The following is a 13,576-nucleotide window of genomic DNA, read 5'->3' on the forward strand; positions in this document are numbered from 1 at the left end:
TCAATCCTTGAGGTTTTCGGGATTGAGCGGAACCTTGAGCCATTCTTCCGACGACTTCGAGAGCCGGCCATCGGTGAGCATCGCTGCGACCGTGTCGTTGATGACCTTCTTCAGGCCTTCCTCGTTCTTGTTGAGGCCGATATGCGACGGCGAGGTCAAAAGCTGGAACTTCTGCTCCGGCTTCAGCGCCTCCTGGCGTGCCAGCACCTGGGCGCCGACGTCGTTGCCGACCACCATCAGTTGGGTCTGGCCAGAGATGAAGGCCTGGATGACGGCGTTGTAGTTGTCGAAGCGCTTGATGTCGGCGCCGGCAGGTGCGGCCTCGGTCAGCGAGGTGTCTTCCAGCGTGCCGCGATTGACGGCGATCGACTTGTCGGCGAGGTCTTCCTTGCCGGCAACCTTGAGCTCGGCGGGGCCGATCACGGCGATATAGTAGGGCGCGTAGGCGGCGGCGAAGTCGATGACCTCTTCACGCTCCTTGGAGTAGCCGACGCTCATCAGCAGGTCGACGCGCTTGTCGGTCAGGTAGGGAATGCGGTTCTGGCCGGTCACCGGCACCGGGTTGAGCTTGACCTTGAGCGCGTCGGCGATCGCCTGCGCCACGTCCATGTCATAACCCTTGAGGCTCATGTCGGCGCTGGCCGAGGAGAAGGGCGGGAAATCGGCGAAGACGCCGACATTGATCTGGCCGGCCTTGGCGATGTCTTCGAGCGCGTCGGCATTGGCGGGCTGCACTGCGAAGATGGCGGTGCCTGCGACAAGCAGGGCCGCTGCTGTCGACTGCAGGAGCGTCTTGATATTCATGTCGTGCTTCCCTCTGGGATGTTTGTTGTTGAAGTGTCGCGTTAGCATCTGGCCGCCGCTTCCCAAACAGCGGCCAGTCGAAATTGCTGTTGGTTATGCGCCCTTGCTGGTGACGGAGGGGCTGAACATCATCAGGCTGAGGATCTCGAACAGCACCTGGGCGCCGGCATGCGCCGTGTTGGTCGTCGAATCATATTGCGGTGCGACCTCGACGACGTCGCCGCCGACAAGGTTGAGGCCCTTCAGCCCGCGCACGATCTCCAGCACCTCACGCGTCGTCAGCCCGCCCACCTCGGGCGTGCCGGTGCCGGGCGCGAAGGCCGGGTCGAGGCTGTCGATGTCGAAGGACAGATAGGTCGGACCGTCGCCGACGATCTTCTTCGCCTTCTCGATCACCGCCTGTATGCCCATGCCACTGACCTCTTCGGCGTGGATGATGGTCATGCCGGACTCGTAGGAGAACTCCCACAGATATTCGGCCGAACCGCGGATGCCGATCTGGATGACGCGGCTGGGATCGAGGACGCCGTCGAGCACGGCGTTGCGGAACGGGCCGCCATGGTGGAACTTGGTCAGGTCGTAGGCGCCGCCGGTGTCGCAATGGGCGTCGATGTGGATCATGCCGACCGGGCGCTTCTTGCCGACAGCCTTGAGGATCGGATGGGTGATCGAGTGGTCGCCGCCGACCGACAGCGGCACAACGCCGGCGTCGACGATCTGGCCGATGCGGCGCTCGATGTCCTCATGGCTGAGCTCGAGGCGGTAGCGGCTGCGGAACGGCACGTCGCCGATGTCGGCCACGCGCAGCTCCTGTACCGGGGCGCAGTCGAGCACGTGGTTGTAGGGCCCGATGCGCTCGATGGTGCGCAGCGCGCGCGGGCCGAAACGCGAGCCCGGACGGTTGGTCACGCCGAGATCCATCGGCACGCCGATCATCGCCACCTGCAGATCGCCGAAATCGGGATTGTCGTTATCGACCTGGAGGTAAGGTGCCGTCAGGAAAGTGGGCACGCCCGAATAGGGCGCGAGGCGGGTGCCCGACTTGTTGAAGATCTTGTCGGCGACGCGGCGGAACTTCGGGTCGAACAGGTCGCCGCCATGGCCTTCGCCATATTTCTTGCGCAGCTCGTCGAGCTTTTTGACGTCGAAACCCATGGTGTCCTCCTGTGGTCCGAGATGGCAATGCGGTACGATCGCCTGCGGCCGTCCGCTCCCGGCGGTCGGCCTGATACCTCGTGTTCCCCGCATGCTTTTTGGTTGTTATGAGGCAAGTTTCCGGCAGCGCCGTTGAAATAGCAATTGATAATGTTAAGGTCTGTGCTGTGAGAATTTCTCACAATCGACGCTTCTCCCCCGGTGGAGTTTCCATGTCCCGGCGCCTGCCCCCGCTCAATCCGCTGCGCGCCTTCGAGGCGACCGCGCGCCATGGCTCGCTGACCAAGGCGGCGGGCGAGCTCAACGTCACCCATGGCGCCATCAGCCACCAGATCCGGGCGCTGGAAGCCACGCTCAAGGTCAAGCTGCTGGAGCGCAGCGGCGCGCGCCTCAAGCTCACCCCGCAGGGCGCCGAGCTTCTGCCCGCGGTCACTGGCGCCTTCGAAAGCATCGCTTCCGCCACTGCGCGCATGACCCGCCCGACGAGTTCGGGCAAGCTCACCGTCAGCTGCGTTCCGGCACTGTTGTCCCTGTGGCTGGTGCCGCGCATCGGCGGCTTCACCGCGCAATATCCCGGCATCAGCCTCAGCCTCAACGCCTCCAACGACCCACGCGAGATCCATGCGCCCGACGTCGATGTCTGCATGCTCTATGGCGACGGCAGCTGGACCGACTGCTGGCTGAAGAAGTGGTCGACGCTCGAGCTGTTTCCCGTCGTCAGCCCGACCCTGATCAACAACCGGCCGATCCGCAGCGTGCGCGACCTGTCCGATCACGTTCTGCTCCATGCCGATGACGGGCGCGAATGGCACACCTGGCTCGCCGCCGCCGACGCGCTCGATGTCAAGCCGGTGCAGCAGCACCGCATGTCGGGCGCGAGCCTCACCACCGAAGCGGCGGTGCACGGCCATGGGCTGGCGCTTGGCGACAGCGTCACCGCGTCGGGCATGCTCGCCAAGGGCCAGTTGGTCACGCCGTTCAACCTGTCGGTGCCGGCTGTCGATGCCTTCTACATCGTCTGCCGCAACGAGGTGAAATCGGCCCCGATCGCCCAGGTCTTCATCGACTGGCTGTTCGCCGAGCGCGAGGAGCTTCCCGCGCGCAACGAACAGGCCGTTACCGGCCAGATCAGCATCCGCAAGCGGCGCGGGCAGAAGGCGGCCGCCACCGGCTAGTCTTCGCCGGCGCCTGCTTTGATCCGCCGATGCAACCATAGGGCCAGGGTTGCTTTTTTCACCTCTTAAGCTTGATCGGCCGGGCGCTATATCCCAATGCTGTCAATGAAGATGCGGCGCGCCTGGATGACAGGTGGATGCGCCAGAGAGGAATGAAGCGGGATGGCCAGGACCGACATTGCACGGCGGGTGTACAACCACACCTGGAAGCTCGACCCGATCGTCCGCTCGCTGCTCGACACCGACTTCTACAAACTTCTGATGCTGCAGATGATCTGGGGCATGCACCCCAAGGTCGACGCCACCTTCTCGCTGATCAACCGCGCCACCTCGGTCAAGCTCGCCGAGGAGATCGACGAGGGCGAACTGCGCGAGCAGCTCGACCATGCCCGCACCCTGCGTTTCTCCAAGAAGGAGATGATCTGGCTCGGCGGTAACAATTTCTATGGCCGCAAGCAGATCTTCGAGCCGGAGTTCCTGGCCTGGCTCGAGAATTTCCAGCTGCCGCCCTATCACCTGGAAAAGCGCAATGGCCAGTATGAGCTGACCTTCTCCGGCCCCTGGGTGATGACCTCGATGTGGGAAATCCCGGCACTTGCCATCATCAACGAGCTGCGCTCGCGCTCGGCGATGAAGGTCTTCGGCCCCTTCGCGCTCGACGTGCTCTATGCCCGCGCCAAGGCCAAGATGTGGGACAAGACCGAGCGGCTGAAGACGCTGCCCGACATCAAGATCTCCGATTTCGGCACCCGCCGCCGCCATTCGTTCCTGTGGCAGCGCTGGTGCGTCGAAGCGCTCAAGGAAGGCATCGGCGACGCCTTTACCGGCACCTCCAACGTGCTGCTGGCCATGGATACCGACCTCGAGGCGCTCGGCACCAACGCGCATGAGCTGCCGATGGTCTATGCCGCACTTGCCAACGACGAGGCCGAGCTCAAGCAGTCGCCCTACAAGGTCTTGCGCGACTGGCAGCGCTATTATGGCGGCAACCTTCTGATCGTTCTGCCCGACGCCTTCGGCACCGCCGCCTTTCTGCGCGACGCGCCCGACTGGGTCGCCGACTGGACCGGCTTCCGCCCCGACAGCGCTCCGCCGATCGAAGGCGGCGAGCGCATCATCGACTGGTGGCGCAAGAAGGGCCAGGACCCACGCTCTAAGCTGCTGATCTTCTCCGACGGCCTCGACGTCGACACCATCATCGAGACCTACCGCCACTTCGAGGGCAAGGTGCGCATGTCTTTCGGCTGGGGCACCAATCTTACCAACGACTTCGAGGGCTGCGCCCCCAAGGAAACCGATCGTCTCAACGCGATTTCGCTGGTCTGCAAGGTCACCGAAGCCAACGACCGCCCGGCGGTCAAGCTGTCCGACAACCCGGCCAAGGCCACCGGCGACAAAAAAGAAATTGCCCGCTACCTCCGCATCTTCGGTGAAAAGGACCGGGTGGAGCAATTGGTGAAGGTTTAGGGGTGGCTTGGGGCCTGGATTTGGGTTCCCTTCAACCTCTCATTCCTTCGCACACCCCCTCTGCCCTGCCGGGCATCTCCCCCCAAGGAGGGAGATTAGTCTCGTTGCCGGCGGCGCTCATTCTGCAACGTCGTATGGATGAACCTTTGCAACGTTGGTAGTTGGCCGGGCGGCTGATGAAGGCTTGATCTCCTCCTTGTGGGGGAGATGGCCGGCAGGCCAGAGGGGGGTGCGAAGGATCGCGCGGCTAAAGGGTTGCCTCGCAAAGCGCGAGCGTCACCACCTGTCGCCATCCGCCGTAGATAGTCGCCCCCTTCCCGCGATCCCGACCATATGGCACACCGGCAACGTGATGCGGGGAACCAACACAGCCACCACTATCCAGCGCAATGCGGCAGCAATGCTTGCCGCATGCGCTGCGCTCGCATGGCAAACCTCGCCAGCTTTCGCCCATGCCTCCGACCGTGGCCATGTCCTGCTGTTGCCGACCGGGCATTACATAGCCGGCGCAGCGTTCGCGGTGGCGGCGAGTTTTCTGGTGCTGGCGCTGTTGCCGCCGGCGCGGCTGGTGGCCTTCTGGCGCAGGCGCCAGCCGCTCGGTTCCATCCCCGATCTGCGGTTGCCGGCGAGCCTCGCCGCCTTCGCCGTCCTCGCGGCGCTGGTCACAGCCGGCTTCACCGGCTCGCGCGACCCGCTGTCCAACCCGCTGCCGCTGACAATCTGGACGCTGCTCTGGGTCGGGCTGACGCTGGCCCAGGGCTTGTTCGGCAATCTCTGGTACTGGCTCAATCCATGGTACGGACCGTATCGCCTGGTCACAGGAGCGCTGGGTGCCAAGGCTCGGCAAAAGACCCCGCTGCATCTTCCCGAATGGCTCGGCTACTGGCCTGCGGTGATCCTGTTTTTCGCCTTCGCCTGGTTCGAGCTGATCGACCCCGCCCCCGACGATCCGGCGCGCCTCGCCACGGCCGCCGGTCTCTACTGGTTCGCCTCCTTCGCCACGATGCTGGCCTTCGGCTTCGAGCGCTGGAGCCGGCAAGGCGAATTCCTGTCTGTCTTCTTCGCCATGATCGGCCGCTTCGGCATCGTCGAGGCCGGCAAAGACGGCTGCCGCCTGCGCCTCGCACTGTGCTGGCCGGGCGCCAAGCTTTACCAGGCCGAAGCGCTGCCACTACCGGGCGCGCTGTTCCTGCTTGCGACCCTCGCTTCGGTGTCGTTCGACGGTTTCTCCAAAACCTTCTTCTGGCTCGGGCTCAACGGCATCAACCCGCTCGAGCTGCCAGGCCGATCCGCGCTGATTGCCACCAACAGCCTCGGCCTGATGGCGATGTTCACAGCACTCGCCAGTGTCGGCATGCTCGCGGTCGTGGCGGGCGAAAGATTGGTCCGCAGCACCGTGCCGCTGACCGAGGCCGCCGGCCTGTTCGTCTGGTCGATCGTGCCGATCGCGCTGGCCTATCACTTCTCGCACTATCTGACGGCACTTCTGGTCAACGGCCAATACGCGCTGGTGGCGCTGTCGGACCCGTTCGCAAGAGGCTGGAACCTGCTCGGCACAGCCCACATGCCGGTCGAAGCCGGCATCGCCATGGGCGCGCATTCGGCCTGGCTGCTGTGGAACCTCCAGGCGGCGGCGATCGTCGGCGGGCACGTGCTGGCGGTGCTCGTCGCCCATGTGCTTGCCTGGCGAATGCACCCCAGTTCGGCCAGCGCCTCGCTCAGCCAGTTGCCGCTCACCGTGCTGATGATCGGCTACACCGTTTTTGGCCTCTGGCTGCTCTCGACAGCAACGGCGGGATAGTGCAAATGCAGGTGGATTTTGACCTTGGGGAAGCAACTATTGCCACCTCCAGGGATTGGTGATCTAGTTTGTATACATGCAATTTTTCGCCTTCGGCGGAAGAGCTGCCAATCCGCATGATCGTTGGTCAAAGACACGGCAAGGGGACAGGGCATGACTGACAGCAATCGCTTCTTCGACCTCGGAAAATCGCGCCTCAGCCGCCGCACGGCGCTGAAGGGCATCGCCGCCGGCGCTGGCCTGATCGCGGCCCCGGGCTTCGTACGCTACTCACAGGCGCAATCCTCCGCTCCGATCAAGATCGGCTTCCAGGCCCACCGCACCGGCATCGGCGCCGCCTATGGCCGCTGGTACGAAAAGACCACCAACGCCGCCGTGAAGCTGATCAACGATGCCGGCGGCATCAACGGACGGCCGGTCGAGATCGTCGTCGAGGATGACGGCACCGATCCCAAGCGTGGCGCCGAAGTGGTGGCGAAATTCGCCAGCCAGCACAAGACCGACATCGTCTTCGGCACGCTGTTCTCGCATGTCGTCGTCGGCTCTGCGCCCACCGCCGGCGAGCTCAAGATCCCCTATTATGTCGTCAGCGAGGGCTATCACGTCGCCTCGGGCAAGCTGAACCGCTGGGTGTTCCAGCCCGGCATCACCGACGTGCGCTCGCAGGTCACCTCGGTCGCGCCCTGGGTCGCAGCCAACCTCGGCAAGAAGGTGACGATGATCTATCCGGACTATGCTTTCGGCTACGACCATCGCGACTATTTCGCGCCCGCCATCAAGGCGCAGGGCGGCGAGGTCGTCGCCCAGATCCCGATCCCGCCGACCGAAAGCTCGTTCACCAAATACCTGCCGCAGATCCCTGCCGACACCGAGGTGCTATACCACGTCATGGTCGGCCCAGGCGTTTTGACCTTCGTCAAGGAGCTCGGCGAATTCTACGGCTCGACCAAGCCGCAGCTGTTCGGCTTCATCGACTCGCTGGAAGCCGTCGACATCAACAGCCCTGGCCTCGAATTCCTCGACGGCAGCCATTTCTGGGAAGGCTCGCCACGCTACGCCCAGGCCAATGACAGCGAGGCTCAGAAGGCCTATCGCGCAGCCGTCGGCATCGACGACAACGGCGCATCGACGACGGATGCCAAGGACGTCTCGACCGCGGCCCACATGTTCGGCTGCTGGGAAACGCTCTATGTCATCAAGAAGGCGATGGAGGATTCGGGCTACAGGGGCCCCGAGGACCGCGCCAAGCTTGTCGAGGCGACCGAGGCTCTGACCGAGTTCAAGGAAGGCCCCGAGCACCCGCAGGGCGACAAGAAGTTCAACGGCAAGATCCACCAGGTCTTCGGCCACCAGAACATCTCCAAGGTCGAAGGCGGCAAGCTCAACGTCGTCCACCGGACCTCGATCGAGGACGGCATGTACGAGCCGGAGGCGGACTACACGACGCAGCCGCTGTGAGCAGCCTGCCGGATGCTCCCTAGGTTGAGTTCCTTCCCACCCCCCTCTGGCCTGCCGGCCATCTCCCCCGTAGGGGGGGAGATCGGCCGTTCGGACCTCGCTCGGGTCTTGCCACGGTCGCGACAGGCGGGAGGATGGGGAGATGGCCAGCAGGCCAGAGGGGAGTGCGACAAAGCGCAATCCAGGTGGGTTGGCTAGTGGCCTTCTTCCCGCATCTCCTGCTTGCCACGCTCGAAGGGCTGGTCACCTCGGCAGTACTGGCGCTGACGGCGCTGGGCCTGTCGCTGGTGTTCGGCGTGATGCGCATCGTCAATGTCGCGCATGGCGAGTTCTTCATGCTTGGCGCCGTGCTCGCCTGGGCGATCACCACAGCCGTTAGCGGACACCCAGCTCTCGGCTTCGCCGCAGCCCTGGTGCTGTCGCCGCTGATCGTAGGTTTCATCGCCTGGATATCTGAGCGGCTTGTGCTGCGCCGGCTCGAATACAATCCCGAAGCCACGATCGTTGCCACCATCGGCCTGCTCTATATCATCCAGCAGCTGGCTCTGACCTTCTACGGCCCCGAGGCGCGACCGGTGACGCCGCCGTTCAACTACCGCATCCAGCTGCCATGGTTCGGCTATTCCGGCTACAAGCTGTCGATCATAGCGGCCTCCGCACTACTCCTGCTCACCACCTGGTTCGTGCTGACACGCACTCGCATCGGGCTGATCATGCGGGCAACCCAATATGACCGCGAGACAGCACTTGCCTTCGGTATCCCGGTCGGGCGCGTCTATGGCGCAGTGTTCGCACTTGGCGCCATGCTGGCGGCCATCGCCGCGGTGCTGATCGTGCCGATCCAGCAAGCGCATTACCTCATGGGGCTCGACCCGCTGCTGCTGTCGTTCATCGTCGTCATCATCGGCGGGCTCGGCTCGCTGCGCGGCACCGTCATCGCCGCCCTGCTGATCGGCGTCTCCGACGGCATCATTTCGGTGTTCTTCTCGCCGACGCTGGCCAAGATCATCGCCACACTCGTCGTTGCCATGGTGCTGGTGTTCCGGCCGCAGGGCCTGTTCGGGACAGCAACGAAATGAGCGGCGACGGCACGACAACAAAGGTCTACGCGCTGCATGGGGCCGTCGTAGCCGTGCTCGTCGCGCTGAATTTCGCGCTGCCCGAGTATCATCATGGCGTGCTGGCGCGGGTGCTGGTGCTCGCCGTCTTTGCCATGGGCTACAACTTGCTGTTCGGCTATGTCGGGCTGCTCAGCCTCGGCCATGCCATGTTCTTTTCAGTAGGGCTCTATGGTGCCGGCCTGCCGCTCTATCATCTCGGCTGGGGCGTCGTGCCGGCCTTTGCCGGAGGCATCGGCGCGGGTTTCACCGTATCGCTGGTCATCGGCCTTCTGGCCCTGCGCACCTCGGGCGTCGCCTTCATGATCGTGACGATGATGTTCGCCCAGGTGTTCTATCTCACCACGCTCTATTTCGGCGAATGGACCCGCGGCGACGAAGGGCTGGTGCTGCAGCAGCACACGCGGCGGATAGCGCTCGGCAGCGAAACACTCGACCTGACCAACCCGGCGACGCGCTATCTGATGGCGGTGGCGCTGTTTGCCGCGACCCTGTTCGCCACGCTCGCCATCGTCCGCTCGCGCCATGGCCGCGTGCTCGTCGCGATCCGCGAAAACGAGGAGCGGACGCGGATGCTTGGCTACGACACCTTCGCCAACAAGCTGGCGGCAGTCGTCACCTCGGGCGTCATATGCGCTGCGGCCGGGGCCGCCTACGCACTGTTGTTCGGCTATGTCGGCTCGACCTTCGCCTCGGTGCAATATTCGATCCTGCCGCTGCTCTGGGTGCTGCTCGGCGGCGCCGCGACCACGCTCGGGCCGCTGCTCGGCACGCTGTTCATGTACTACGTGATCGACATCACCAGCAGCTACACCTCGGCCTACATGCTGGTTGTCGGCGCAATGCTGATCCTGCTTGTGCTCTGGTTCCGCAAGGGCGTTCTCGGCACGCTGCGGGAACGCTGGCTCGGGTGGCTGCCGTGACGGCGCTTCTGAGCACCAGAGGTCTGTCGCGCCATTTCGGTGGACTGCGCGCCGTCGACAATGTCGACTTCTCGCTCGAGCCGGGCGAGATCAGGGCGGTGATCGGCCCCAACGGCGCAGGCAAGACTACTTTCGTCAGCCTCGTCTGTGGCCGCTACGCACCGACCTCAGGCAGCATCGTCTTCGACGGTGAGGATATCACCGCCATGCCGGCGCATCTCCGGGTCCGTCGCGGCATCGCCTACACGTTCCAGATCACCAGTGTCTTCGCCAATCTCAGCGCCTACGACAACGTTGCCCTGCCGGTACAACGCACGCTGACCGATGGGCGTTCGCGTGGCGCCGTGCGGCAAGGCGCGATGGAAGCACTGGAGCGCGTCGGGCTCGCCGACCGCGCGCATGAGCAGGCCGGCGCTCTGGCCTATGGCCACCAGCGGCTGCTCGAGGTAGCGATGGGCCTGGCGCTCAAGCCGCGCCTGCTCATTCTCGACGAGCCGACGCAGGGCCTGTCGGACGGCGAGATCGAAGGCTTCATCACCCTGGTGCGCGAGATCGCCCGTGACGCCACCATCCTGCTGATCGAGCACAACATGCCTGTTGTCATGGAGTTGGCCCGGCGCATCAGCGTGTTCAATGCCGGCAAAATCCTCGCCGAAGGCAAGCCGGCCGAGATTCGCGCCAACGCCGCCGTGCAGCAAGCCTATCTCGGCACCGCTCAGGAGGCCGGAGCATGAATGCGGCGCTGACGATATCAGGCATCGACTGCTTCTATGGCGAAGTGCAGGTGCTGCATGGCCTCGACCTCGAACTGCGCAAGGGCGAAGTGCTGTGCCTGCTCGGCCGTAACGGCGCAGGCAAGACCACAACGTTGAAGGCGATCATGGGGCTGGTCCCGGCCCGCGCCGGCTCGATCAGGCTGGGTGCGCAGGAGCTCACCGGCCTGCCGCCGCACGAGGTACCCAGGGCCGGCGTAGCCTATGTGCCGCAGGGCCGCCGGCTGTTTGCCGAACTGACCGTCGCCGAGAACATCGAGATCGGCCTGATGACCCGGAAAAAGGGCAACGCGGTGCGCGACAGCGTGCTCGACCTGTTCCCGCTGTTGCGGGACCGGCTGAAGCAGCGCTCCGGCACCTTGTCGGGCGGCGAGCAACAGATGCTGGCCATGGCGCGCGCGCTGTGCGTCGAACCCGAGGTTCTGCTGCTCGACGAGCCGACCGAAGGCCTGATGCCGTCGATGATCGCCAAGATCCGCGAGACGGTGGCCGGGCTGCGCGAGCGCGGCGTCTCGACCATCCTCGTCGAACAGCGCGTCGACGCCGTGCTGCCGGTCGCCGACCGAATCGCCTTCATCGAAAACGGCCGCAACCGCGAGACCGTCGAGGTCGCGCGGCTGCGCGAGGATCCTGAAATGGTCAGACGTTATGTCGGCGTGGGTTAGCCAAAAAAGACCAGACCCGCGATCGCGAAGGTCGGGATCAGCACGGCGCCGGACCACAGCATGTAGCCGAAGAAGCCTGGCATCCTGACTCCGCTCTCCCGGGCGATGGCGTAGACCATGAAGTTCGGCGCATTGCCGATATAGGTATTGGCGCCCATGAACACGGCGCCGGCCGAGATCGCCACCAATGTCGTGGCAAAGGTCGTCATCAGCACCCGCGGGTCACCGCCGGCAAGCTCGAAAAAGACAAGATAGGTCGGCGCGTTGTCGAGAAACGACGACAGCGCGCCCGTCAGCCAGAAATAGGCAAGGTTGTTGGGCTCGCCGCCCGACCCGGTGACCAGCGACACCAGTGGTGCGAACGCGCCGTCGAGCCCGGCGCGCAGGATGGCAATCACAGGCACGATACAGATGAAGATGCCGGCAAACAGCTTTGCCACCTCTGTTATCGGTCCCCAGGAGAAGCCGTTGGCGGCACGGTATTCCCTGCGGGTGACGACCAGGGACACGAAGGTCAGCGCCAGGATGATGGTGTCTCGGACGAGGTTCTGCAGCTCGACACGGACGCCGTAGACGGAGACCCCGACACCGGGCTGCCACGACGCCGACATCAGGATCGCGGCGATGACACCGGCAAGCAGGGCTATGTTGGCAAGGCCGCGGATACGCACCTTGGAGTGTGGCGTCGGATCCTTGATCTTGGGCTGCCCAGCCTCGCGCCTGTGGAAATGCCAGTCGATGGCGAGGAAAGCCGCGAGCACGATGCCTCCGACCAGCAGCGCCTCGCGCCAGAGATGGACAGTCGTCCAGAAGAAGTCGACGCCGCGCAGGAAGCCCACGAACAGCGGCGGGTCGCCCAGCGGCGTCAGCGAACCGCCGATGTTGGACACCAGGAAGATGAAAAAGACGATGACATGGGCATTGAACGGCCGGTTGTCATTGGCGCGGATCACCGGCCGGATCATGATCATCGACGCGCCGGTGGTGCCGACGACGGAGGCCAGCAACGCGCCGATGACCAGAAGGCCGACATTGATGAGCGGCGTGCCCTGGATGTTGCCTGCCACCAGGATGCCGCCCGAGATGGTGAAAAGGGCAAACAAAAGAATGATGAAGGACATGTATTCGAGCAGCAGCGTGTGCAGCACGGCCTCGATTGAGACGTCGAAGCCGAACGACAGCGCCATCGGCACCACGACCAGCGCTGCCCATCCGGCTGTGATCTTGCCGTAGTGGTGCTCCCAGAGATGCGGATAGAGCAGCGGCCCGGTTGCGATGGAGAGCAGCAAGCCCGCAAAGGGCAGTGCCCATACGAGCGACATCGTCGCCCCGGGCAATCCCTGCTCGGCGGCCAGCGCCGTGCTTGCACTCACCAGCAGGCCGGCCAGCGCCAGAGACGCTGCCGCAAGACGCGAACCCTTCATGCCGTCCCCTCGGAGCCGGCGTTTGCGCCGGGCATTGTGTTCGAATTTAGTGACCGCAGCGTCTGATGCTGCCGAAGTCAGCAAATCAGAGCAGCTTGACGCCAGCGTCGCGCATCTTGCCGATCATCGTGTCGAGGGAACCGCCCAGATCGATCGCCCGGCAGGCATCGAGGCGCACCGTGGTGGCAAAACCGTGCTTGACCGCGTCTAGCGCCGAATAGGCGACGCAGAAATCGGTGGCGAGGCCGACGAGCGTAATCGAAGCGACGTCACGCTCGCGCAGGTAACCGGCGAGCCCGGTGGGCGTGAAACGATCGTTTTCGAAGAACGCCGAATAGCTATCGATGTGCGGGCGAAAGCCCTTGCGGATGACCAGCTCGGCCTTCGACCAGGCGAGCCCGGAATGGAAGTCGGCGCCGCGGCTGCCCTGGATGCAATGATCCGGCCACAGCGTCTGGGAGCCATAGGACATGCGGACACTTTCGAAAGGCTGCTTGCCGGGATGGCTTGAGGCGAAGCTCGAATGGCCGGCCGGGTGCCAATCCTGGGTCAAAAGCACGTGCTCGCTATTGCGGATGAGGTCGTTAACCAGCGGGATGATCTCGTCACCGCCGTTCACGGCAAGCGCACCGCCGGGGCAAAAGTCGTTTTGAAGGTCGACGACAATAAGCGCATCCGTGGCCATACGGGCTCCATTTTGATCCAATCGGTGCCGCCTTGGCAGCAGGCCGCCGAAATTCGACCAGATGGCGCCTTGCGTCAACCGTCAACTTGGCCAAGCGCGATCCCACCGGGAAGTGATCCGGCGAAGTA

At 64.2% G+C, this 13,576-nt stretch carries 12 protein-coding genes; 8 read left to right on the plus strand and 4 right to left on the minus strand.

The genetic code is table 11. The features are described 5' to 3' along the window. Nucleotides 1-804, minus strand: coding sequence for a transporter substrate-binding domain-containing protein (locus DY201_RS01875; RefSeq protein WP_115729729.1), 804 nt, complete (start codon nt 802-804; stop codon nt 1-3). A gap of 93 nt (nt 805-897) precedes the next feature. After that, on the minus strand, nt 898-1,959 hold the full coding sequence (speB, locus tag DY201_RS01880; protein WP_115729730.1) for an agmatinase: 1,062 nt from the start codon (nt 1,957-1,959) through the stop codon (nt 898-900). A 212-nt stretch (nt 1,960-2,171) separates the two neighbouring features. Between speB and gcvA the strand changes: the two genes are divergently transcribed. The 8 genes from gcvA to DY201_RS01920 all read left to right on the plus strand — a co-directional run bounded on the left by gcvA (nt 2,172) and on the right by DY201_RS01920 (nt 11,339). Beyond that, nucleotides 2,172-3,134 carry a transcriptional regulator GcvA gene (gene gcvA, locus DY201_RS01885; protein ID WP_115729731.1) on the plus strand — a complete coding sequence of 321 codons (963 nt, stop codon included), beginning with the start codon at nt 2,172-2,174 and terminating at the stop codon, nt 3,132-3,134. Nucleotides 3,135-3,296: 162 nt separating this feature from the next. Then, nucleotides 3,297-4,601, plus strand: coding sequence for a nicotinate phosphoribosyltransferase (pncB, locus tag DY201_RS01890; protein WP_115729732.1), 1,305 nt, complete (start codon nt 3,297-3,299; stop codon nt 4,599-4,601). A gap of 352 nt (nt 4,602-4,953) precedes the next feature. Next, a complete protein-coding gene (locus DY201_RS01895; RefSeq protein ID WP_425358708.1) occupies nt 4,954-6,402 on the plus strand; it encodes a hypothetical protein in 1,449 nt (482 codons plus the stop codon). Nucleotides 6,403-6,555: 153 nt separating this feature from the next. Beyond that, nucleotides 6,556-7,860 (plus strand): ABC transporter substrate-binding protein, encoded by a 1,305-nt coding sequence (locus DY201_RS01900; protein ID WP_115729734.1) that lies wholly within the window; start codon nt 6,556-6,558, stop codon nt 7,858-7,860. Between the two features lie 197 nt (nt 7,861-8,057). Then, nucleotides 8,058-8,939 carry a branched-chain amino acid ABC transporter permease gene (locus tag DY201_RS01905; RefSeq protein ID WP_115729735.1) on the plus strand — a complete coding sequence of 294 codons (882 nt, stop codon included), beginning with the start codon at nt 8,058-8,060 and terminating at the stop codon, nt 8,937-8,939. Beyond that, nucleotides 8,936-9,901, plus strand: coding sequence for a branched-chain amino acid ABC transporter permease (locus tag DY201_RS01910; RefSeq protein ID WP_115729736.1), 966 nt, complete (start codon nt 8,936-8,938; stop codon nt 9,899-9,901). The genes DY201_RS01905 and DY201_RS01910 overlap by 4 nt, the downstream gene beginning before the upstream one ends. Then, nucleotides 9,898-10,635, plus strand: coding sequence for an ABC transporter ATP-binding protein (locus DY201_RS01915; RefSeq protein WP_115733533.1), 738 nt, complete (start codon nt 9,898-9,900; stop codon nt 10,633-10,635). The genes DY201_RS01910 and DY201_RS01915 overlap by 4 nt, the downstream gene beginning before the upstream one ends. Beyond that, nucleotides 10,632-11,339 carry an ABC transporter ATP-binding protein gene (locus DY201_RS01920; protein WP_115729737.1) on the plus strand — a complete coding sequence of 236 codons (708 nt, stop codon included), beginning with the start codon at nt 10,632-10,634 and terminating at the stop codon, nt 11,337-11,339. Before DY201_RS01915 ends, DY201_RS01920 begins: the two co-directional genes overlap by 4 nt. Here the strand turns inward: DY201_RS01920 and DY201_RS01925 are convergent. Both DY201_RS01925 and pncA read right to left on the minus strand, forming a co-directional pair. Then, the gene (locus tag DY201_RS01925) at nt 11,336-12,763 is read right to left on the minus strand and encodes a sodium:proton antiporter (RefSeq protein ID WP_115729738.1); all 1,428 of its coding nucleotides are present in this window, start codon (nt 12,761-12,763) and stop codon (nt 11,336-11,338) included. The genes DY201_RS01920 and DY201_RS01925 overlap by 4 nt on opposite strands. Nucleotides 12,764-12,848: 85 nt before the next feature. Further along, entirely contained in the window at nt 12,849-13,448 is a 600-nt protein-coding gene (pncA, locus tag DY201_RS01930) for a bifunctional nicotinamidase/pyrazinamidase (protein WP_115729739.1), read from the minus strand. Nucleotides 13,449-13,576: the final 128 nt, after the last annotated feature.

It is taken from the genome of Aminobacter aminovorans (assembly GCF_900445235.1).
Lineage (GTDB): Bacteria > Pseudomonadota > Alphaproteobacteria > Rhizobiales > Rhizobiaceae > Aminobacter > Aminobacter aminovorans.

What these genes read in the sequence shown, in the direction of transcription:
- DY201_RS01875 (WP_115729729.1), bottom strand. Translation starts at nt 804, where the DNA reads ATGAATATCAAGACGCTCCTGCAGTCGACAGCAGCGGCCCTGCTTGTC.
- speB (WP_115729730.1), bottom strand. Translation starts at nt 1,959, where the DNA reads ATGGGTTTCGACGTCAAAAAGCTCGACGAGCTGCGCAAGAAATATGGC.
- gcvA (WP_115729731.1), top strand. Translation starts at nt 2,172, where the DNA reads ATGTCCCGGCGCCTGCCCCCGCTCAATCCGCTGCGCGCCTTCGAGGCG.
- pncB (WP_115729732.1), top strand. Translation starts at nt 3,297, where the DNA reads ATGGCCAGGACCGACATTGCACGGCGGGTGTACAACCACACCTGGAAG.
- DY201_RS01895 (WP_425358708.1), top strand. Translation starts at nt 4,954, where the DNA reads ATGCGGGGAACCAACACAGCCACCACTATCCAGCGCAATGCGGCAGCA.
- DY201_RS01900 (WP_115729734.1), top strand. Translation starts at nt 6,556, where the DNA reads ATGACTGACAGCAATCGCTTCTTCGACCTCGGAAAATCGCGCCTCAGC.
- DY201_RS01910 (WP_115729736.1), top strand. Translation starts at nt 8,936, where the DNA reads ATGAGCGGCGACGGCACGACAACAAAGGTCTACGCGCTGCATGGGGCC.
- DY201_RS01920 (WP_115729737.1), top strand. Translation starts at nt 10,632, where the DNA reads ATGAATGCGGCGCTGACGATATCAGGCATCGACTGCTTCTATGGCGAA.
- DY201_RS01925 (WP_115729738.1), bottom strand. Translation starts at nt 12,763, where the DNA reads ATGAAGGGTTCGCGTCTTGCGGCAGCGTCTCTGGCGCTGGCCGGCCTG.
- pncA (WP_115729739.1), bottom strand. Translation starts at nt 13,448, where the DNA reads ATGGCCACGGATGCGCTTATTGTCGTCGACCTTCAAAACGACTTTTGC.